General features: G+C 34.3%; 23 protein-coding genes. 3 read left to right on the top strand and 20 right to left on the bottom strand.

Annotation, left to right across the window (positions count from 1 at the left end; genetic code table 11):
• Positions 1–6: 6 nt before the first annotated feature.
• The gene (locus AC37UB_RS04850; protein WP_490685395.1) at positions 7–1,284 is read right to left on the bottom strand and encodes an MFS transporter; all 1,278 of its coding nucleotides are present in this window, start codon (positions 1,282–1,284) and stop codon (positions 7–9) included.
• A 598-nt stretch (positions 1,285–1,882) separates the two neighbouring features.
• Here AC37UB_RS04850 and asnA point away from each other — a divergent pair.
• On the top strand, positions 1,883–2,890 hold the full coding sequence (gene asnA / locus AC37UB_RS04845; protein WP_490685394.1) for an aspartate--ammonia ligase: 1,008 nt from the start codon (positions 1,883–1,885) through the stop codon (positions 2,888–2,890).
• A gap of 36 nt (positions 2,891–2,926) precedes the next feature.
• On the opposite strand, the gene AC37UB_RS04840 is transcribed toward asnA, so the two are convergent.
• Both AC37UB_RS04840 and AC37UB_RS04835 read right to left on the bottom strand, forming a co-directional pair.
• Positions 2,927–3,475, bottom strand: a complete 549-nt coding sequence (locus AC37UB_RS04840) for an LURP-one-related/scramblase family protein (RefSeq protein WP_117972457.1) — start codon at positions 3,473–3,475, stop codon at positions 2,927–2,929.
• A gap of 33 nt (positions 3,476–3,508) precedes the next feature.
• The gene (locus AC37UB_RS04835) at positions 3,509–4,378 is read right to left on the bottom strand and encodes a Cof-type HAD-IIB family hydrolase (RefSeq protein ID WP_117972456.1); all 870 of its coding nucleotides are present in this window, start codon (positions 4,376–4,378) and stop codon (positions 3,509–3,511) included.
• A 104-nt stretch (positions 4,379–4,482) separates the two neighbouring features.
• Here AC37UB_RS04835 and AC37UB_RS04830 point away from each other — a divergent pair, with 104 nt between their 5' ends.
• Both AC37UB_RS04830 and pta read left to right on the top strand, forming a co-directional pair.
• Positions 4,483–5,157 (top strand): uracil-DNA glycosylase, encoded by a 675-nt coding sequence (locus AC37UB_RS04830; protein WP_117972455.1) that lies wholly within the window; start codon positions 4,483–4,485, stop codon positions 5,155–5,157.
• A 172-nt stretch (positions 5,158–5,329) separates the two neighbouring features.
• Positions 5,330–6,313, top strand: coding sequence for a phosphate acetyltransferase (gene pta, locus AC37UB_RS04825; RefSeq protein WP_117972454.1), 984 nt, complete (start codon positions 5,330–5,332; stop codon positions 6,311–6,313).
• A gap of 53 nt (positions 6,314–6,366) precedes the next feature.
• On the opposite strand, the gene nox is transcribed toward pta, so the two are convergent.
• The 17 genes from nox to AC37UB_RS04740 all read right to left on the bottom strand — a co-directional run bounded on the left by nox (position 6,367) and on the right by AC37UB_RS04740 (position 20,703).
• Entirely contained in the window at positions 6,367–7,698 is a 1,332-nt protein-coding gene (gene nox, locus AC37UB_RS04820; protein WP_117972453.1) for a H2O-forming NADH oxidase, read from the bottom strand.
• A gap of 92 nt (positions 7,699–7,790) precedes the next feature.
• Positions 7,791–8,069: an ethanolamine utilization microcompartment protein EutM gene (eutM, locus tag AC37UB_RS04815; protein WP_117972452.1), complete on the bottom strand. Its 279-nt coding sequence runs from the start codon at positions 8,067–8,069 to the stop codon at positions 7,791–7,793.
• A 29-nt stretch (positions 8,070–8,098) separates the two neighbouring features.
• Complete coding sequence (locus AC37UB_RS04810) at positions 8,099–8,737, bottom strand: phosphate propanoyltransferase (protein WP_117972451.1); 639 nt, start codon at positions 8,735–8,737, stop codon at positions 8,099–8,101.
• Between the two features lie 20 nt (positions 8,738–8,757).
• Entirely contained in the window at positions 8,758–10,278 is a 1,521-nt protein-coding gene (locus tag AC37UB_RS04805; RefSeq protein WP_117972450.1) for an acetaldehyde dehydrogenase (acetylating), read from the bottom strand.
• 10 nt (positions 10,279–10,288) lie between these two features.
• On the bottom strand, positions 10,289–10,885 hold the full coding sequence (locus AC37UB_RS04800) for a BMC domain-containing protein (RefSeq protein ID WP_490685393.1): 597 nt from the start codon (positions 10,883–10,885) through the stop codon (positions 10,289–10,291).
• Complete coding sequence (locus AC37UB_RS04795) at positions 10,885–11,481, bottom strand: cupin domain-containing protein (RefSeq protein ID WP_117972448.1); 597 nt, start codon at positions 11,479–11,481, stop codon at positions 10,885–10,887. The genes AC37UB_RS04800 and AC37UB_RS04795 overlap by 1 nt, the downstream gene beginning before the upstream one ends.
• Positions 11,482–11,496: 15 nt before the next feature.
• The gene (locus AC37UB_RS04790; protein WP_117972447.1) at positions 11,497–11,760 is read right to left on the bottom strand and encodes a EutN/CcmL family microcompartment protein; all 264 of its coding nucleotides are present in this window, start codon (positions 11,758–11,760) and stop codon (positions 11,497–11,499) included.
• Entirely contained in the window at positions 11,754–12,047 is a 294-nt protein-coding gene (locus AC37UB_RS04785; RefSeq protein WP_117972446.1) for a BMC domain protein, read from the bottom strand. Before AC37UB_RS04785 ends, AC37UB_RS04790 begins: the two co-directional genes overlap by 7 nt.
• Positions 12,048–12,059: 12 nt before the next feature.
• Complete coding sequence (gene eutJ / locus AC37UB_RS04780; protein ID WP_117972445.1) at positions 12,060–12,896, bottom strand: ethanolamine utilization protein EutJ; 837 nt, start codon at positions 12,894–12,896, stop codon at positions 12,060–12,062.
• On the bottom strand, positions 12,868–13,443 hold the full coding sequence (locus AC37UB_RS04775) for a hypothetical protein (protein WP_241699264.1): 576 nt from the start codon (positions 13,441–13,443) through the stop codon (positions 12,868–12,870). The genes eutJ and AC37UB_RS04775 overlap by 29 nt, the downstream gene beginning before the upstream one ends.
• Positions 13,444–14,586, bottom strand: coding sequence for a 1-propanol dehydrogenase PduQ (locus AC37UB_RS04770; RefSeq protein ID WP_241699263.1), 1,143 nt, complete (start codon positions 14,584–14,586; stop codon positions 13,444–13,446). It lies immediately after the preceding gene.
• Positions 14,587–14,609: 23 nt separating this feature from the next.
• Entirely contained in the window at positions 14,610–15,050 is a 441-nt protein-coding gene (locus tag AC37UB_RS04765) for a EutP/PduV family microcompartment system protein (RefSeq protein WP_241699262.1), read from the bottom strand.
• Complete coding sequence (locus tag AC37UB_RS04760; protein WP_490685392.1) at positions 15,047–15,391, bottom strand: BMC domain-containing protein; 345 nt, start codon at positions 15,389–15,391, stop codon at positions 15,047–15,049. The genes AC37UB_RS04765 and AC37UB_RS04760 overlap by 4 nt, the downstream gene beginning before the upstream one ends.
• A gap of 33 nt (positions 15,392–15,424) precedes the next feature.
• Positions 15,425–16,363 (bottom strand): choline TMA-lyase-activating enzyme, encoded by a 939-nt coding sequence (cutD, locus tag AC37UB_RS04755; RefSeq protein ID WP_490685391.1) that lies wholly within the window; start codon positions 16,361–16,363, stop codon positions 15,425–15,427.
• A 27-nt stretch (positions 16,364–16,390) separates the two neighbouring features.
• Positions 16,391–18,931, bottom strand: a complete 2,541-nt coding sequence (gene cutC / locus AC37UB_RS04750) for a choline trimethylamine-lyase (RefSeq protein WP_117972440.1) — start codon at positions 18,929–18,931, stop codon at positions 16,391–16,393.
• 26 nt (positions 18,932–18,957) lie between these two features.
• Positions 18,958–20,379, bottom strand: a complete 1,422-nt coding sequence (locus AC37UB_RS04745) for an aldehyde dehydrogenase family protein (protein WP_490685390.1) — start codon at positions 20,377–20,379, stop codon at positions 18,958–18,960.
• Entirely contained in the window at positions 20,380–20,703 is a 324-nt protein-coding gene (locus AC37UB_RS04740) for a BMC domain-containing protein (protein WP_117972438.1), read from the bottom strand.
• Between the last annotated feature and the right edge of the window lie 6 nt (positions 20,704–20,709).

Raw genomic sequence — 20,709 nt, 5'->3', positions numbered from 1 at the left:
TATTTATTAACCTCTAATGAATGGATCTCCTTGAACATCTTGATCATCTTTTTTAAGAGTAAAGAAGGCATAAACCCCTGCCACTAAAACAATCATTGAAATAATTCTAAATGTTGACTGGTAACCCACTTTATCTCTTAATATTCCTAATGGAGTAGATAAAATAACTTGACCTACTTGTGCTGCAATTTGAAACCCAATCATATAAAGAGTGGCTGATAATTTAGTATCAAAATGCAAAGTAAAATAACGAAACATTGGTAAAATAAACATCGGTACTTCTAAGGCATGTAGCATTTTAATACAAGAAACAGCTGTTGGTGATGAGGCAAAACCACATAGACCTATTCTCACGCACATGATAGTCACACCACATAATAGTGTGTTTCTTACACCGATTTTTCTCATGATGATTGGGACAACACCCAACATAATTGCTTCGCAAAATACTTGAATCGCATTCAACGTACCATACATTTTTTCACCTGCTGCTGATGTTGAAAATAAACTAGTGTAAAAACCTGGAAACATTTGTTGATCAAATACATTATAAAATGTCCATGTAAACACAATGAAAATAATAATTGCCCATAGTTGCGGTAATCTCAGTAATCCAAACATCTCTTTCAGAGACGGAATACTACTTGATTCTGCTTGTTTGTCTTCAAATTCTTTGCTAGCTATTTTCTCAGCTTTAGGTTTCCATAACAATAAATTAAGTAATAATAATAAGCCAAAAAATGAGCCAGCCCAGAAATTTAAGTTAGAATTCTTCACAAAAAGGAAACCGGCTAATAATGCAACAATCGCATACCCAAATGATCCCCAGGCTCTAGCTTGACCATACTCAAAATCGAACAAACGACTAAATCTTTCGGTCACCGCTTCAAAAATGCCAACTGATGATAGAAATCCAGCTGATAAAACAACTGCTCCTACAAGTATTCCTAAATTAAAATTATTTTTTAGTAATGGACCATAAACCCATATAAAAAACGGTCCCACAAGTGTTGCAATGCCTGCTGAAACAATTAATAGTGTTCGTTTGATGTACAACTTATCCTGCAACGTACCATATATAAACATAAAAATTAATGTTACTAATGAATTAGCTGAAAAAATCGTTCCGACAGCGCTACCACTTAATCCCAAACCGTTAGATTCAGAAGTCAGCCATAGCTGGAAGAATGACCACCATACTCCCCATGAAGCGAAGAATAGTAGTAAGGTTAATGAACTTTGTAGATAAGATGGATTTTTAAATGACTCTTTGAATTTTGACATATCAGTTTCCCCCGATGATATTATAGTCTTCCAGTTATAGCAACCGGTTAACATTTTTTTGAAAAGCGCTTTCTACATTTAAGAGTATAAATTAAATCCGCTTTCATGTCAACCGGATAACATGTTGTTTTTATGATTTTTTTGTAAAAAAATGAACAATAATTATAGTCTTCTATACTTGTTAGAAAGATATTCATATTATAAAAAATATTAATTACCTCTAATATCTATTTCATTAAAATCAACCTCTTCTGACCCAACTTCCTTCATTAATAGTTATTCATTAAATTTTGAATCATCTGATGTCCTTATTTCTCAAGCATTACAATCTATCTGATTACCTAACTAAATAGTAAATCATTTCTTATTATATTCATTAGATTTTTTATCAATAATTTAATGAAGTCCTCTTTTGATTTCAAGGTTAAATATTTACTGAACATATCATTCATTTAATTGTTTTTATATTCTACTAACTAATTAAAACTATTATTCATTAAAGAAATTGATAATTATTCTGAAAATTTAAATTATATTTTTCAATTATTAAACAAGTATGATAAAATAGTGAGAAATCTTTGATTAGGAAGTGAACTATATGAAGAAAAAAACAATTGTACCAAAAAATTACCAATCTTCGTTGTCTGTTTATGACACACAAAAAGCGATTGGACTAACAAAACACTGGTTTGAAGAAGCGTTAACTGGAAGTTTAAAATTAAAAAGAGTCTCTGCACCATTATTTGTGGATACAACGTCTGGTTTAAATGATAATCTAAACGGTGTAGAAAGACCTGTACAATTTGACGTTCCAGCTTTAGATACTCCTGCAGAAGTGGTTCATTCACTAGCTAAATGGAAACGAACAGCTTTAAAACAATATGATTTTCATGTAGGAAATGGAATCTATACTGACATGAATGCGATTAGGCGTGATGAAGAGTTAGACAATTTACACTCTATTTATGTGGATCAATGGGATTGGGAACGTGTTATTTCAAGAGAGCAACGTAACCTAGATTATTTAAAACAAACTGTCCAACAAATTGTCAATGCCATTATTGAAACATCTAGTCGTTTGCATACGAAATACCCATCTCTATCTATTGAACTTGATAGCAACGTCTCATTTATCACAACACAAGAATTAGAAAATTTATATCCTGATTTCAATGATAAAGAACGCGAACTAGCTTATGTAAAAGAGCACCCAACAACATTTATTATGCAAATCGGAGATAAATTATTGAGCGGAAAACCGCATGATGGTCGTTCTCCTGACTACGATGATTGGCAATTAAATGGAGACTTACTATTTTGGCATGAACCACTACAAACTGCTGTCGAAATATCTAGTATGGGGATTCGTGTGGATGAAACTTCCTTAAAAGAACAGTTAGAAAAAGCCAACGCAACTGATCGGCTGAAATACCCATACCATCAACAAATTTTAGCAAATGAATTACCTTTAACAATTGGTGGTGGGATTGGTCAAAGTCGTATGTGCATGTTACTTTTAGAAAAAGCTCATATTGGAGAAGTGCAAGTATCTTTATGGGATGAAGAAACAATCGAAGCATGCCGAGGAACAATAAACTTATTATAACAAAAAAGCACTTTAGGAAAGTTTCCCAAAGTGCTTTTATTTTTTTTTAATTAATTCAATTGATTGATAAGAAGGTTTAGGATTAAGAAATGAGTTAACAGTTTGCCAATTTTTTTCATTATTTTTTGCCCAATAATCCATTACAGCTCCTATACAAATACAAATTGGAGATACTTCTTTATTGATAATTGATAGCTTGTAGTAATCTCCTTGAAATGATGTATGCTTATTCATCAACATCATTCGTTCTTTTAAAGAATACATTCGATAGGATTGTTTTCCAACATTAGCTAAAACTAACCAATTCAGCTGCTTTACTAAATAAATATCACGATTCAATGAAAATAATCTACCTAAAGAGCCAACTTTTTGTTGCCTATCATACAAATCAAAACGAGATGGAAAAGCATATGTCGTTTGTTTCACTGTTGCTAAAACATCCCCTTCCATGCTATACACCGATAGCACATCCCCCTTCACACCCCAACGTCCAACTAAAATATACACTGGTTTATCCTGAATATCTTTAATAACTGTACGAACATTAGCTGAAAGGACATGTTCTTTAATATAGTATGTCTCCATTGCTATCAACTTCCTTTAATCAAAATCGTCGCTCTAAAGGTTTTCTTCAATTGCTCGTAGTATTGCTTTACCTACACCGTCTTCAATATTTGTATCTGTTTGATACTTAGCAACTTCTTTGACTTTTTCTTCAGCATTTCCCATAGCAAAACTCACACCAGCAACTTCTAACATAGGTAAATCGTTAAAATTATCACCAATTGTAAAGACGTCATCCATAGAAATACCACGCTTTTCAGCGATATATTTTATAGCATTTCCTTTTGTTGCATCCACATGATTAATTTCTAAGTTATTCACACCAGATGATGTCACATGAACATTCATTAATTTATGAAGTTTTTCTAAAGCTGGCTCAAATCTCTTAGCTCCCTCTTCATTAAACGCAATCACTTTTAAAATCTCGACTTCAGGATCATCAACTAAAATATCATAATGCTCAGTATAGTTAACAGGTAACATTTTTAATTGAGTAGAAGCCATGGCAATTGCCATTTTAAACGTTAAATGAGGAATATTTTCAGATAAAAGAATCGCAAACTTTTCAATTCGTTGTGCTTCATTATTCGAATACACACCTTCTGTTGTCATTAGCTCATAATATAAGTCTTCCTCTTCTAAAATTTTCATAGCCTCTTTAACTGTTTCTTTTTCTAAACTAACAGTATGTAAGACATTATCAAACTCATCAAAGATTTGTGCACCATTACCAGTAATCATAGCACAGTGAATGCCCGCTTCATCTAAAACAGGACGAGCTTCAGAGTAGCCTCTGCCGGTTGCTACCATAAACTCAATACCATTTTCTGCAGCTGTTTTTATAGCTTGTTTATTTAATTCTGAAATATCTAGATGGGATGATAAAAGCGTGCCATCCATATCAGATGCGATCAATTTAATCATAATGTTCCTCCTAGTTCTTTTATTACTGTTAGTGTACCATTTTTTTTTGAAAGATACATTTATAATAAAAAAATTATGATAAACTAAACAATAGAGGTGAAAAAATGTTAAAAGACTTAATTCAAACAGACTGGCAAGACATATTGCATGATGAGTTACAAACCGACTATGTAAAAAACTTAGAACTTTTTTTAGAAAAAGAATACCAATCAAAGACCATTTTTCCTGATAAACAAAATATTTTTAGTGCTTTAAACTACACTCCTTTTAGTGAAACAAAAGTCGTTATTTTAGGACAAGACCCCTATCACGGAGATAATCAAGCTCACGGACTTAGTTTTTCTGTACTACCAGGAACCAAGATACCACCCTCTTTGGTTAATATTTTTAAAGAATTAGCTGATGATTGTAAAATCAATACTCCTAGTAGTGGTTATTTAGTTCCTTGGGCAAAACAAGGGGTTTTATTACTTAATACAGTCCTAACTGTTGAAAAAGGAAAGGCTCATTCGCATAAAAACAAAGGTTGGGAAAACTTCACAAATTGTATAATAAAATCGTTGAATAAAAAAGAGAACCCTATCATTTTTGTTCTTTGGGGCAAACCCGCTCAACAAAAAAAACAATTAATTGACCATACAAAACACATCATTATCGAAGCACCACATCCTAGTCCACTATCGGCATACAGGGGGTTCTTTGGCTCAAAGCCATTTTCTAAAATAAATAATAGTTTAAAAGAAACCAATCAACCACAGATAAATTGGACGTTATCCTAAACTGTACTAATAAAATAAAAAAATCTGTTTTATTTTATTAAAAATTTATTTGGTGTTATTATGTTTTACCTAAGTTTTTTCGAAAAAACAGAACAAAATACTGTTCTTTTTGTTCATAAACATGATATGATAGACTTGTGAAAAAAGTATAAGAAAATTGGAGGATGTTTTCGTGGAACTATTTGACCAACTTAAACATAAAATTATTAACAAAAATATACGTATGGTTTTTCCTGAACCCACAGATGAACGCGTTTTAGGTGCGGCTGTTCGTTTAAAATCAGACAACTTAATTGAACCTGTCTTAATTGGTAAGCCTGAAGAAATCAAAGAATTGGCTACTTCTCGTGGTTTAAGTGTTGATAACTTAGAAATTATTAACCCTGACACTTACGAAAAATTTGATGAAATGGTTGCTGCTTTCATTGAACGCCGTAAAGGTAAAGCAACCGAAGATCAAGCACGTACTATTTTAAAAGATGAAAACTACTTTGGAACAATGTTAGTTTATATGGACTTAGCTGATGGTTTAGTAAGTGGTGCTGTTCACTCTACTGGTGACACAATTCGCCCAGCTTTACAAATCGTTAAAACTAAACCAGGTGTTAGCCGTACAAGTGGTGCTTTCTTGATGTTAGGTAACCGTGACTCAGAAAAATATATTTTCTCTGATTGTGCTATTAATATCAACCCTGATGCTCAAGCATTAGCAGAAATCGCTGTTGAAAGTGCTAAAACAGCTGAATTATTTGATATTGATCCTAAAGTTGCTTTATTAAGCTTTTCAACAAAAGGATCTGCAAAATCTGAAGAAGTAACAAAAGTCGCTGAAGCAACTCGTATTGCCAAAGAGTTAGCTCCTGAAATGTCTATTGATGGTGAATTACAGTTTGACGCTTCTTATGTTCCTTCTGTTGCGAAACAAAAAGCACCAGATTCAGATGTAGCTGGTCAAGCAAATGTGTTTATCTTCCCAGAAATTCAATCTGGAAACATTGGCTACAAAATTGCACAACGTTTAGGTGGTTTCCAAGCGATTGGACCTATCTTACAAGGTTTAAACAAACCAATTTCTGACTTATCTCGTGGATGTAATGAAGAAGATGTTTACAAATTATCTATCATTACTGCTGGTCAAGCAATCATGAATAAATAGTAAAAATAAAAACCAATGCCTTTTCTGAAATAGAAAATTGCATTGGTTTTTATTTATTTAGCATTCAAAGCTGCCATTGTAATATAATTATACGGCTGATTAAAATGCGGTAAAAAGAACAAATCCAATAATTGTAATTCATCTATCGTTAATTTTTTATGAATTGAAAGAGAAAATAGATGAGTCAGCATTGAAACATCTTTTTCAGAACACATTTGTGCGCCTACAATTCGTCTTGAGTTAGTGTCATATACAATACGAAGTTTAACATGGTAATTATCAGCCATAAATGCCGGTTTTTGTAAATCTTCAAACTCAGTATAACTCACGTTTAATCCTTTCTTTTTCGCTGATTCAATAGATAATCCAGTCGAAGACATATTAAATCCAAAAATAGAAATAGCATTTGAGCCCTGTACACCTAGTGATGAAACGTCTCGTCCAGCTATGTTATAACCTGCTACCATACCACTTCTAATCGCATTTGTCGCTAACGCAATGTAATCGGTTTTTTGTAACGCATTTGAATAGATTGTCGCACAATCACCCACTGCATAAACAGAAGGGTTACTTGTTTGTTGACACTCATCGACAATATAAGCACCATTATGAAACAATTCTAACTGATTTTTACCTAATTCATTATTAGGTAAAAACCCAACTGCATTAATTACCATATCTACAGCATAATGACCTTTGTCAGTTACTAAATGTTCGATCTGTTTATTTCCTTGATATTCTGTCACACGCTCTCCAAAATGAAGTTCTATACCATTTTTTGCCAATGTATCATCCATTTTTTGGGAAAATGCTTGATCGTAATAACTTGACAATGAACGATTTTCGCCATCAAATAGCAATACTTTTTTTCCTCTTCGTTGTAATGCTTCTGCTATCTCAACACCGATATAACCTGCTCCAATTACTGCTACTCGTTGAATTGTTTCTTTTTCAGCAAGTTCATTCACTATTTTTCCATCATTAAATGTCTTCAAGCAATGAATATTTCCTAACTCTTTTCCAGGAACATTTAATATTATTGGCTTAGATCCTGTCGCTAATACTAAATTATCATAGTGTTCCGTAAATATTTGATGATTATCGTCAGAGCATGTGACTGTCTTGTTATAGAAATCAACTTTAGTCACTTCTGTATTTGTGTAAATAGTTGCCCCTTTTTTTCTAAATTCTGATTCATTTAAATAAAATAGCCCTTCATACGACTCAATTTGTTGTCCTACCCAAAGAGCTGTGCCACAACCTAGATAACTAAATTCTGCATTTTTTTCAATAATAACCACATCATGAGTATCAGAGTATTCTAACAGGACATTTGCTGCTGCAATCCCTGCATGATTCGAACCAATGATGATTGTTTTTTTCATCGCTTTCTCCTTTAATATAAAAAGCGGAACATCTCATCTCTTTTTAAAAGGATAATTTGCACCGCTTTATTTCTATTTTATCTCATAACGTTTTAGATTTCTGTTGGTAAAATGTTTTCTACTTCTGAATGAGGTCTTGGAATAACATGAACAGATAATAATTCTCCCACTCGTTGAGCAGCGGCTGCACCGGCATCTGTTGCGGCTTTGACTGCACCAACATCACCTCTTACCATTACAGTCACAATCCCCCCACCTACTAATTCTTTTCCTACTAAAGATACATTTGCGGCTTTAACCATTGCGTCAGCAGCCTCTATTGAACCAATTAGTCCTTTTGTTTCGATCATTCCTAAAGCATCTGATTTCATTATAATTTCCTCCTAAATTTTCTTTTATATTAATTTTTTTGAATCACAATGTTTGTGTTAGAACTTACACCAAGTGCATTGGCTTCTTCAACATCTATATGACATTCTAAGCCTGCGTTACTATCTACTCGTACGATAACTTCATTCAATACGCCGCCTCTAGCACCATCAAAAGCAATCGACACATTTTCTCCATCGACAACATCAAAACGCTTGGCATCTTTTAACGGCATGTGAATATGACGTTTTGCCACAACCACACCTGAAACCAACATCTTAGAGCCTTTTGGTCCAATCATGGTCACATCACCTGAATGATCTAGATCGCCAGATAATCTTAATGGTGCCTTTATGCCTAGTTTAAAACAGTCACTTTGTAATACTTCTACTTGTGTTTGCTTTCTCTCAGGTCCTAAAATTCTGACATTTTCAATCATCCCTTTTGGACCACAAATCATGATGGTTTCTTTGCATGCATACTGTCCAGGTTGAGATAGGTCTTTAAGTTTAGTTAAGTCATATCCTTTACCAAATAAACTTTCTACGTCTTCTCTAGATAAATGACAATGGCGATTGGAAATCCCTACTGGAATACTAAGATCTGTTGTCTGTGATTCTTGGGCGATTTTCTTTAATATTTCTATTAATAACTCTTCATAGTTTTCCATTTTTTCACTCATCTCTTTAATTAGTCCATGGTTGATAATATTTGTCGAACCACTTTAGTCAATGTTTCCAAATCACTTTCAGAAACATCTTTTATCTCTTGTTTTTCTCTACTTGTGTGACAAGTTATTTCTTCTTTAGAGCATTCATTCGTATATGGGTTAAATGTTTTATCATCACTGACTAGTGTTCGAACATCTTTTAATCCATACGCTACTTTTTTAATATTTAATAAATGTTTTGGCCCGACATTTTCAGAAACAGAACTTCCACCAAAGGTTCCACAGCCTAATGTAAATGAAATGGGTAATCCAGTTGAGATACCTGTTCCACCTTGGCTACCTCCAGTGTTAACTAAAATTCTTGAGGCAGGTTTTGCTGCGAACTTCATTACCATGTCTTTGTCATTCGTATGGATACTCATAGTATGTCCAATACCATTTTGTAATAGTTCAATACTTAAATGGCAAGCTTCTTCCCAGTTATTTACTACATAAAAACCTAATACAGTTGTCAGTTTTTCAAATGATAATGGGTAGCCTTTTCCTACACCTTCTTGTCGACCTATCAATACTTTTGTATCACTCGGAACAGTAATACCTGCTGCTTCTGCGATTACTGTAGCTTCTCGTCCAACAAATCCGGCATTCATGACATAACCATTTTTAAATAATAAGCCACATACTTTATCTGTTTCTTCTGGTGTCATAAAGTATCCACCTTGTGCTTTAAACTCACGAACAACATCTGCTTCATTTCCTTTTTCACAAATTATTGATTGCTCTGATGCACAAATAGTCCCATTATCAAATGTTTTAGACGCAATAATTTTTTCTACTGCTGTTTTAACATCAGCTGTTTTTTCAATGTAAGCTGGTGAATTTCCCGCTCCAACACCTAATGCTGGTTTTCCAGAACTATATGCTGCTTTTACCATTCCAGGTCCACCTGTTGCAATAATTAAACTGACTTCAGGTGCATGTAATAATTCATTTGTTCCAGCCATAGTTGGAATAGTCGAACAACTTATAATGCCATCTGGAGCTCCTGCTGACACAGCTGCTCGATTTAGCATTTCAGCCGTTTTTTTCGTGCAGTCTAGAGCTGATGGATGTGGTGAAAACACAATAGCATTTCGCGATTTTATTGCAATCATTGATTTAAAAATCACTGTTGATGTAGGATTGGTTGATGGGATAATTCCTAATACCAATCCTACTGGTTCAGCCACATCAAATGTTCCTTTGGCTTCATCCTCTGACACAATTCCTATTGTTTTTTCATGTTTTATCTCATCATATAAAAGAGTTGATGCCGCATGATTCTTATACATTTTATCCATTACTTTTCCAAAACCTGTTTCATCAACAGCTCTTTGTGCTAAGTTTGGTGATTGTTGACTGATTACTTGAACCATTTTTTGTAAGATTTGATCAATTTGCTCTTCTGAAAAAGTCGCTATCTCATTAGCGGCTACTTTTCCTTGGCGAGCTAAATCTCTTGCTTCCTGTATGGATTTTAAGTCTTTATCAAATATTTCCATTCAAACTCCTCTATTCATTGTTTATTAAAAACTCACTTAATGCCTCAACTAATTTTTCTTTGCTTGTTTTATAAAGTTCTTTTCTAGCGATACTAAAATCTATTTGATGTTTGGCTAGTTTTCTCAAATCGACTACTTTCATTTGAGTCAATTGACTGACTAGCTCCTCTTTATTTTGGTAAGTAATCTGCTCTAATTCTAAAAAGGCAATATCTAATGTGTTTTCTATTTTTTCTTCAATCTCTAAAGGTGTCATCAACTCATCTTCACTAATGAATCCATCATTATCTATCACTTCTTCGATATTCTCACTATCGATTACAACAGGCTCTTTCTCATCTATAAAAAAGTGAGTATCCACTTCTGTCCTAGCTATCACATGAGATGAAACTAATGAATCAAGTGATAAATATGAAAGATTCGATTCAGCAGCACTCACAGCTGTGGTTACTGCCGAAACATCACCCTTAATTAAAATAGAGGTTAACCCACCGCCTACTTTTGTCACGCCAACTAGATGAATGTCAGCTGACTTTAACATCGTGTCTGATGCCACAATAGTTGCCAAAAGACCTTTTGTTTCAATCATTCCAAGAGAGTCATTCATCAGTTAACACATCCTTTTAGTTGTATTTTAAGTACCATTGTTTTCTTGATAATCTTCCAATCAATGACTTCATTTTTAGGAATATGTAATAAGTCACCTATGGTTAAATTTGTCTTTCCTTCATTCAAAGTGGTATCAAATTCACCAGAAATAACATAATAGAAAGACTCCTCTAGTTGTTGTTCAATAAAGTGAGTATCTTCTAAAGATAATAATTCAATAACTGCTGTCCCATCAGTTGAGTGCATCACTGTTTGACAAGTAACACCCTCTTCTTTTGTCGGAAATTCTTGTGATTTGATGCTCTCTTTTTTTATAATTTCTATTCCACTTGAGTCTTTTTCAAGAATAAATGGTGTTAAGAGATCCCCTGTTAGTAAACTTTTTAATAAGATCACGAGTGATTCCTTACTCCACTCACCAGTCATCAGGTCTGGTAAATCCAATGTTTCTTTTTCAACTTTAAATGTCATAGCATATTCTTCAGCTAAATCATGTGCTGAAGGGGTTACAATCGTATTCTCTGATATAGGAATGACTCGTTTATTCTCTTCATGAAGTGATTCAACATCACTGGCACAAATCAATTTTTTCATTTTGTCACACTCTCTTTATACAGACTCACAGCTTTCATCGATAATACCAATGACTGCTGCATCAACAGGAATCAAATCATCTTCTAACATACGTCTAGCTGCTGTCCCTGTTGCAATAATAACTCGATCACCAATTCCAGCTCCAATAACATCACATACAACCATTATCTCACCGTCTTTAACGCCTCCATTAATTTGAGCGAGCATTAACTTAAGTCCTTGTAACTTATCCGATTTGCGTGTTGCCCATATATTATCTATTAAGGTTGCCGTTACCATTCGTTATTCTTCTCTCTTCGTTTAATCTCATCAATCGCAGCGACAACGGAGGCTGTATCACCAAATATAGCTAATAAAATCATGTTTTGAGGACAACTTCCACGAATGTCTTCAATCGTCACGCCAACTGCTTTTTCAGCCACATCTGTGGCGCAAACCATCTCAATCAATTTTCCTTGTACTAAACCGACAGCGCCTGGTTTTTCTAATTTTTCTTTTGAACTTTTTCGTCTATTTAAAATAGCCATTGTGTTCTCACCTGGTGATTTAATAATTCGACAATCCATTTTTGTGCCTCCTTACATAACTTGATTAGTACAACTCAACGCAATTCCTATGGGTGTTACAAACATAGGATTAATGGGCTTAATTGTTTTTATCCCTGTTTCTTTTTCAATAATTGTCTCGATTCCTTTTAAGCAAGCAGTACCTCCTACAAGATAGATAGCATTAACTTTATAACCATTAATTTGATTTGAAATAATGGATGCTATTTTTTGAATAACAGGTTTTACCACGATCAGTAATTCATCATGATGCGCTTCATTTCGTTTGTATTTATCGGCTTGTTCAAAATTAAATTTATAATTCCCAGCAATCACAAGTGATAAATGTGTTCCACCTGTTGCTTCATCGGCTACTTTCACTACTTTTCCATTTTCTAAAATAGCAATTCCAGTTGTTCCTCCACCAATATCAACCACAGCGCCATCAGTTATATTTAATAACTGATTGGCAGCTGTTGGCTCATCTAATACCTTGGTTAATTCAAACCCTGCACTTTGAACCACATTTTTAATCGCACCACCATCTAAATCATCTGTTCCTGGTGGTAGTGATGCTGCTGCATAAACAAGTGTGGTTCCAAGTTTTTTTTCTAAATCTTGTTTTAATTCACTGACGATATCTACAGCACCTACATAGTCAACTACCATTCCATCTCTTACAACATTGGCGTATTGATAAGCACCTGCAACAGGCTGATAGTCACTATCTAAAACCACCAAAACTATGCAAGCCGTTCCTAAATCGACTCCTGTATAATAGATGTCAGACTTACTTTTTTTAGGTGTTTTAATAACCGTTTCAAATGTTTCGATAAACTTATTACAATGTAATGTCATTTCGTTTGTCATCTATACCTCCAACTATCGTGTCAACTATGTCTACCAGCTCGCGTATCACTTCTCTAAACCCATGACTAAATTCAGGAAATGTTCGAGCCATCAAACAAAGTAACCCATAGACTTTTTGTAATTTTACTAGTAGTGGCCCTTCCAAATTAACCACATAAGAAGACACATTCTCGCATACAGGAAAACGATCATCAGATGTTTCTTTTGATTTTTCTTCTTGCGACAGCATATGATTAATTGATGTTTCAAGTAATAATATACGATGCGTTATCTTATGTTTAATTTTTTCACCAAGAAAATAGGCTTCTAATATTTCTGAGGAAAGAACTTCTTTATAGCCAATCCATTCTGTATTAGTTGCTTGTTTCACTGATTCAGGCTCATTGTTTACGATATCTTTTTCTTTTTTAATCGTCACATCAATTTTTCGATCTGATAAAAATTGTTTTGCTTCTGGTGTTAATTTTTGATGTTTCTCTAAAACAAATTGATTAAATGCTTTTTTTTTATACATCATACGTAGGTCTTTTTCTGTAAAAAAATACATTTAATACCCACCTCTCAACAATTTACTATAGATATTTTCTAAATCAGCTTGCTGAGGTTGTCTAGGATTGGTTATCGTGCATTGGTCTTTCATTGCTTTTTGAGCCATCTCAGGAATAGCTGAGATAAAATCATCTTTATCAATCTCAAATTCTTCAATAGTTTGAGGTAAGTCTAGTTGTTTCATTAACCGTTGTAGTTTAGAAATAAAAGCATAGACTGTAGATTTTTTCGTACCAGATCGTACCCCTAAAACATTTGCTATTTGATAGTACGTCTCTAAATTAGATGTTTCAAAATCATTATCAAGTTCTGCGTTATAAGCAATAACATGAGGTAATAACAGCGCATTCGCTCGTCCATGTGGGATATGAAATTTTCCACCTAAAGCATGAGCTAAACTATGACATATTCCTAAAGAGGCTTCATTAAATGCAATTCCAGCTAAACAAGAGGCATTATGAATCATCTCTCTTACGATTAAGTTATCTCCATCATTGTATGCCTTAACTAAATCATTCCAAATAATCTTGATTGCTTTTTCACTATTGGCATCGGTAAAGTCATTTGCTTTAGTTGAGGCTAAAGCTTCAATACAATGAGTAAACACATCAATACCAGTATCTGCCGTAATGTTTTTAGGGACTGTTAACACAATTTTTGGATCTAATATGGCAACGTTTGGAATCATTTTTTTATCTACTAACGCATACTTACTATCCGTTGATGGATCAGATATCACTGAAAATGATGTGACTTCGCTCCCAGTTCCACTTGTTGTTGGAATACAAACCAGTGATACATCAAGTGTTTGCTTAATCATTTGATAAATATAACGAATGGCTTTGGCTGCATCCATTGCAGAACCTCCACCAAGAGCAACGATACTATCTGGCTCGAAAGATAACGTAGAGACCAATCCTTTTGTTACAATATCAATCGTTGGATCTGGAGATATATCTGAAAAAATCGTGTATTCGACACCACTTTCCACAAACAGGCTCGTCATTATTTCTACTTTTCCACTGTTTACCATGTAAGGATCACACACTATTAATACTTTTTTTAAGGAAAGATTTTGTAATTCACTTAAAGAATCTGTTCCTGAAATAATATGGGTTGCGACTTGAAATTCATTTAACAACGTAACACCTCCTTTCTAACAATTTATTTTTTACTATGTATTTGAATCATGTCTTCTAAATCAAATTCTGTTTCTAAATTAAGCTGACACCAGTTTGATGACAACCCTATTTTTTCAATCACGGTTCTAGCATATTGTTGTTCTTTTTTTGAAAACTCATCACCCACACTTGTGATAATCCCCATAACTGGTACGCGAAAAACCTTTGAAAAATTAGGTGGGTAACTTATTTTCTTACATTGTATAGGGACTAAGAATAATGCGTAGCTAGCTGATTGTTGCAATGCAATAATGTGCTTATGCATCCACGGACTTTCTAAATAAGTATTAGGTACAATAATCGTTTTATCGGTATATAATACATTAGCTACTTTTTTTATCGGTGTTTGTGATTGTTCAATCCCTTGAGCAATCACTCTTGTCCCACTATTTTTAGGTCCTATAATAAGCACACGTTTTTTCATGTTCGTGTCACCTTAACAACTTCATAGTTCAATGTTTGCTTCAGTGTATTGACCACTGTTTGCAAAGCTTCCTCTACACTTTGAACATCTCCAGAAATCAAGACAGATCCTGTAAAACGATCCAAAAACCCAACTTGTACATCGGCACTTTTTCCTGCAATATCTGCTGCGATAATTGCTGTTTCAAAAGGAGAAATTGTCAAAATACCAATGGCTCCTTCATTTTCAATACCTAGAGACTCATAAATTTCTTCCATGGGAGAAGCTATCACATGAGCTAAGGTGACTTGTTTTCCTGGAACAGATTCTTCTATTACTCGTTTAACCGTATCATCTAACAAGTCAACTCACTCCTTTTTAATTACTCTCATCACTTAATGTCGGACCACTTTTACAAAGAAATCATACTCTTTAATCCAACTTTCAATTTGGTCTAACTCTGCATCAGTTAATGATGGATCGCCATCTACTGGATATTCCATACCTAATTGGCCATATTTATTCACACCTAATTTATGGTATGGTAATAAATCAATGCCTTTGAAGTTAGGATAATCTTTGTAAGGTAATAAGAAATTAATAATCTGCTCAATTTCTGGTTTACTATCATTAATCATTTTCAACATTGGCATTCTAATATGAACATCATGCCCATCTTCTAATAATTGTTTTAGATTTTCTAAAATTCGTTCATTGCTAACACCTGTTAGTTTATTATGTTTCACTGGATCCATATGTTTTAAATCATATAAAAATAAATCCACATAATCAGCAATTGCCATCAATCGATCCATTCGTGAGTGTCCACATGTTTCGATTGCTGTATTAATGCCGTCTGTCTTACATGCTTGTAATAACGCAAGTGCTGCTTCTGGTTGAGCAGTACACTCACCACCACTCAATGTCACACCGCCACCAGATTGTTCATAAAACTCATCATCTTCATGAATGATTTCCATTACTTCAGAAATAGAGCGAATCTCACCTGTTATATTCAACGCAGACATTGGACAAACTGCCACACATTCTTGACATCCTGTACACGCAATATCACGATTTACTTGGTGATTTCCTTTTTCATCAATATAATGAATTCCAACTGGGCAAGCATCCACACAAGCATGGCAATCACTACAAATACTTTCTTTATACATGACTTGAAATTTTCGTTCTAACCCTTCTGGATTAGCACACCATTGACATCTTAAAGGGCAGCCTTTAAAAAATACAATCGTCCGAATGCCAGGTCCATCATAAAGACTATATTTTTGGATATTAAAAACCATAACCTGTCTTTCGACTGAATCTATCAATTGATTCACCACTTTTCTAACTTATTGCTAAAATTTTGTTATCATTGTACGGCTGATAATCTCATCTTGAACGTCTTGACATAATTCAACGAAGAATGCACTATATCCTGCCACACGAACAATCAAATCACGGTATTGTTCTGGATGTCTTTGTGCATCTAGAAGGGTTTCATTATCAAGGTAGTTAAATTGCATTTCGCCATTTCCTAACACGCTCGCTGTTTTAAGTAATGTAATTAAACTATTTTCGCCTTCTTCTGTATCTAACATACCTGACATAATTTTAAAGTTGTGAACCATTCCCATATTCATTGTGTCATTGGCCATTTTAGAAACAGATTTAATAATCGCTGTAGGTCCCTTGAAGTCTGCTCCTTGTGTTGGGCTGATACCATCTGATAATGGAATCCATGCTTTACGACCATTGGCAGATGCTCCTGTCAACTGACCTAAAGGTGTGTTGTTTGAAATAGATAACGTTCCGTGACATAATTCTGAGAATAATGTTTTGTGTTTACGATGTTCTTTTTCTGTAAAGTGAATAAGATCTGCTGCAATTAAATCTGCATAGTCATCATCATTTCCATATTTTGGTGCATTTAAGCAATCTGTTCTAACTTGTTCATAACCAACAAAGTCTGCTTTTAGTGCTGTATTTAGTTCTTCAAGTGTGTATTTTTTCTCTTCAAAGACTAATTTTTTAATAGCTGCCATTGAATCTGCATACGTTGCCAATCCTGACCAAACCACACCAGGACCAAAGTTATACATCGCCCCACCACTTGATACATCTTTTCCATTTTCCATACAACCTTCATACATGATTGACATTAACGGTTTTGGTGCTAAATCTCGGTGAACACGTTGAGTGATAACCGTTGCGATGGATGATAATTCTGTCACATATTTGATTTGCTCTTTAACAGCTTCTTCAAATTGTTCATATGTTTTATATTGTGATACATCGCCTAAATCTGGACAAACTTGTTTACCATACCATAAAGGAACGCCTCTATTTAATACTAATTCAATACAAATTGGCCATTGTGTATAAGCTGTAGAAGTCCATTGATAAAGTCTTCCTGCTTTTTGCGGTTCGACACAACCCATCAAACAGTAATCACGTGCATCTTCAATCGACACACCTTTAGCTAACATCATCTTGATATGTGTGTCATCAAAATGACAGGCAGGGAACCCAATTCCAGCACGAACAACATCCACAATTTTTTTCAAGTATTCTCGAGGTGAGCGATTATGAATACGACAAGCTAATGATGGTTGGTACACTTTTACATGTCTCACAGCATCCATTAATAAATAAGTTAAATCATTGGTTGCGTCGTAGCCTTCACGAGTTACTCCGCCCACGCACATATTGACAAATGGTTGATAACCAGCAAAGAATTTAGAACCACCTTCACTTGTTATCCACATCATTTCTGACATTTTAATTAACATACAACCCGCTAATTCGAATGCTTCATATTCACTCATTCGACCTGTTTCGATATCATTTTTAAAGAATGGGTACATGTATTGATCCACTCGACCAATTGACATACCTGTTTGATTTTCTTCTACAACAAGTAGAGATTCAATGGTCCAAACGGCTTGAATTGCTTCCCAGAATGTTTCAGGTTTATGAGCTGGTACTCTCGCATTAATTTCTGAAATTTTTTGTAATTCTTTTTTACGTTGTGGATTCGTTTCTTTTGCTGCAAGTTGTGCTGCGTATTCTGACAAGCGGCGAGCGTAAATCATTACGCCTTCAGCTGTTTCAATGATTGATTTATAGAAATAAATTTTTTCGATATCTCCAGGATTGTCATAACTTAATTTATCTAATTGTTCTTGCGCTTCTTTTTGAACATCAAGCATCCCTTTTTTCATTAAGATGACATCATAACCAGGATTAGAATCTCCCCCACCGTTTAATGCGTGATAAGAGCAATCTGATACAAATGATTCACCAGAAATTTCCCAAACACCTGCTTCTCTAAATTGATCTTCACAGTATTCATCAATTGATTTGCCTTTCCAAAATGGAAATAACTCTTCTTTCATGATGCGTTTGTCTTCATCAGAAATATAAAATGGATCCTGTGGTCTACTAGAAATAGTATCAATTTCTTCTTCCATCCAACGCCATGCAATATCTGGTGAAAAAGATCCAGCTCTTGGTGCGCCATTTGGTGCACCAACAATTAATTCATTGTCTTGAATCACTAATGGTGCTGTCTCACAACTTTTCTTAAATGATTTTGAACGCAAAATATTTTTAGGCATTCCAGGATTTTCTCTAGCTATTTCGGTCATGACGCGCGCTTTATGAGTTGTGATAGTCGGTTTTTGTTTTAAATAATTTTCTTTCAACGCTTCTAACCTAGGTGTAACACCATTTGGAATCTCTGTGTGATTACCGCTTACAAAAGTTAAATCAACTGAATCTGTTTTTGTAATATCATCTGATACAGAAGCAAACATCTTCATCAAGGCTTGCTGTTCTTCTGTACTTAATTCTTTTGTTGCTTCAGCCAATTTAGCTGAAAATTCTTTAATATCCATCTTAATTCCTCACTTTACATAATGTTTTAAGCTAAAATTTTTCGTAAAATCTCTTCTAACATTTTTTCATGTGATTCTTCCTCAACACTGCTAGTATGTTCAACATACTTTGTTGAGTGACTAATTTCTCGCATATACGTTAAATCTGATGCTGTGATGTTTTTAGCACTAATACCTTTACCAGTTGTTAAACCACCTAATAAACAAGAAATTGATAACGTTGAATCAATTCCCATGCTAGCTAAGGACGACGGTGAATTAACGATCATTCGTCCGACAGGTTTCTTTAAGGCAAATTGGTTTAATATTTCTATATTGTTTGAATGGATCGCTATCGTATGACCGTTATTTTTTTCCCTTAATAACCGAATCGATTTTTCGCAGGCATGCATCCAATCAGGTTCTAAATAAAAAGCAATCACTGGGCATTTCATTTCATTAACAAAAGGATCTAGCTCATGCACATAATTTTTTTCCGATACTAGAATGTTGGTACTTTCTTCAACAGAAAAATGAGCCATTTTAGCTAATTCTCTAGCATTTTTACCAACGCATATAGGATTAATGCCATTATTTTTAGGCTGTAACAGATTAAGCAACTGATGTTCTTCTTCTTCAGATAGAAAATGAGCCCCTTTTTTTTGAAATTGTTTTTTCACTTCACTTGCGATGCTTTGTTCAACAATTAAATATTGTTCTGAACCTGGTAACATCCCGTTATCTAGCGAACGACTGTCTATCACTGACTGTACGGCATTTGAAATATTAGCTGTGTGTTCAATAAAAACTGGTGTTCCACCTGTTCCTCCATAAATAATCGGCTTTTGAGTGTTAGTTGTGTTGGTTATTTTTTCGGCCGAAATAATCATAGAAGTGTTTTTATGTGTCACTATTTCTAATATGCCACTTTCAGAAGTGGTCTCAAGACATGTGATACAGCCCACTGGCAAACCATATTTTTCACAAATATCTTTAACACCATTTACAATATGAATGGTTGTACGATAGGCTTGATTATCTGGAATAATAATAGTACTATTTCCCGATTTAATGCCGATAATAAGACTATATAAAGTGTTTAGGACGACATTATTTTCAGAAGGGAAGGCTACTACCACTCCTAAAGGCACACCTACTTTTAAAATATTCCCCGCAGAATCTTTTAAAAGCTCTCCAATACACTGTTGGTCGGGTAACTCTTTTTTTAATTGTGATAAAAAAGTATTTAATAACCATTCCTTGTCTTTTTTACACCCACGTTTTGTTTCATTGACTTCCATGTCTACAAAGTGTGCTAACTCAATTGTTATATCATCTATTAATTGATTAATGATTTTATCTAAGTAACTTTGCTTATAATCTTTAACTAAAAATTGAGCATTCCTTGCGTTTTCTACAAGAATTCTTGCTTCTTGGATTGATAACAGATCTTTGTCTGCTCTACTCATCTAAACAGCAGCTCCCTCCTCTTGAAGCGGTTCATCAAGTAATTGATAATACTGAATGATTTTATTTAAATCCATATGTGGTCCAGCAATCACTACCGAGCTATAAACTTCCGCTCCTAGTTTTTCTACTGCTGATGTTCCAGCTTCTACTGCTGCTTTACACGCAGCAACGTCACCTTTTACAATGACTGAAATATACCCTGATGCAACATTTTCATATCCGACTAACTCAACATCTGCCGCTTTGCACATGGCATCACACGCTTCTAGTACAAATACCAAACCAAATGTTTCGATTGCGCCAATTGCTTCAAAACTTTGCATCTGCAT

Source organism: Vagococcus changpingensis (assembly GCF_058211775.1).
Note: the sequence above shows the minus strand (reverse complement) of the source record. Positions and strands in the feature narration are given on the sequence as shown.

What these genes read in the sequence shown, in the direction of transcription:
- cutC (WP_117972440.1), bottom strand. Translation starts at nt 18,931, where the DNA reads ATGGATATTAAAGAATTTTCAGCTAAATTGGCTGAAGCAACAAAAGAA.
- AC37UB_RS04765 (WP_241699262.1), bottom strand. Translation starts at nt 15,050, where the DNA reads ATGAAAAAACGTGTGCTTATTATAGGACCTAAAAATAGTGGGACAAGA.
- AC37UB_RS04810 (WP_117972451.1), bottom strand. Translation starts at nt 8,737, where the DNA reads ATGGAAAACTATGAAGAGTTATTAATAGAAATATTAAAGAAAATCGCC.
- AC37UB_RS04840 (WP_117972457.1), bottom strand. Translation starts at nt 3,475, where the DNA reads ATGGAGACATACTATATTAAAGAACATGTCCTTTCAGCTAATGTTCGT.
- AC37UB_RS04805 (WP_117972450.1), bottom strand. Translation starts at nt 10,278, where the DNA reads ATGGAAATATTTGATAAAGACTTAAAATCCATACAGGAAGCAAGAGAT.
- asnA (WP_490685394.1), top strand. Translation starts at nt 1,883, where the DNA reads ATGAAGAAAAAAACAATTGTACCAAAAAATTACCAATCTTCGTTGTCT.
- AC37UB_RS04740 (WP_117972438.1), bottom strand. Translation starts at nt 20,703, where the DNA reads ATGCAAAGTTTTGAAGCAATTGGCGCAATCGAAACATTTGGTTTGGTA.
- AC37UB_RS04795 (WP_117972448.1), bottom strand. Translation starts at nt 11,481, where the DNA reads ATGAAAAAATTGATTTGTGCCAGTGATGTTGAATCACTTCATGAAGAG.
- eutM (WP_117972452.1), bottom strand. Translation starts at nt 8,069, where the DNA reads ATGAAATCAGATGCTTTAGGAATGATCGAAACAAAAGGACTAATTGGT.
- nox (WP_117972453.1), bottom strand. Translation starts at nt 7,698, where the DNA reads ATGAAAAAAACAATCATCATTGGTTCGAATCATGCAGGGATTGCAGCA.
- AC37UB_RS04850 (WP_490685395.1), bottom strand. Translation starts at nt 1,284, where the DNA reads ATGTCAAAATTCAAAGAGTCATTTAAAAATCCATCTTATCTACAAAGT.
- AC37UB_RS04790 (WP_117972447.1), bottom strand. Translation starts at nt 11,760, where the DNA reads ATGGTAACGGCAACCTTAATAGATAATATATGGGCAACACGCAAATCG.
- AC37UB_RS04775 (WP_241699264.1), bottom strand. Translation starts at nt 13,443, where the DNA reads ATGTATTTTTTTACAGAAAAAGACCTACGTATGATGTATAAAAAAAAA.
- AC37UB_RS04830 (WP_117972455.1), top strand. Translation starts at nt 4,483, where the DNA reads ATGTTAAAAGACTTAATTCAAACAGACTGGCAAGACATATTGCATGAT.
- eutJ (WP_117972445.1), bottom strand. Translation starts at nt 12,896, where the DNA reads ATGACAAACGAAATGACATTACATTGTAATAAGTTTATCGAAACATTT.
- AC37UB_RS04745 (WP_490685390.1), bottom strand. Translation starts at nt 20,379, where the DNA reads ATGAGTAGAGCAGACAAAGATCTGTTATCAATCCAAGAAGCAAGAATT.
- AC37UB_RS04785 (WP_117972446.1), bottom strand. Translation starts at nt 12,047, where the DNA reads ATGGATTGTCGAATTATTAAATCACCAGGTGAGAACACAATGGCTATT.
- AC37UB_RS04835 (WP_117972456.1), bottom strand. Translation starts at nt 4,378, where the DNA reads ATGATTAAATTGATCGCATCTGATATGGATGGCACGCTTTTATCATCC.
- AC37UB_RS04800 (WP_490685393.1), bottom strand. Translation starts at nt 10,885, where the DNA reads ATGAATGACTCTCTTGGAATGATTGAAACAAAAGGTCTTTTGGCAACT.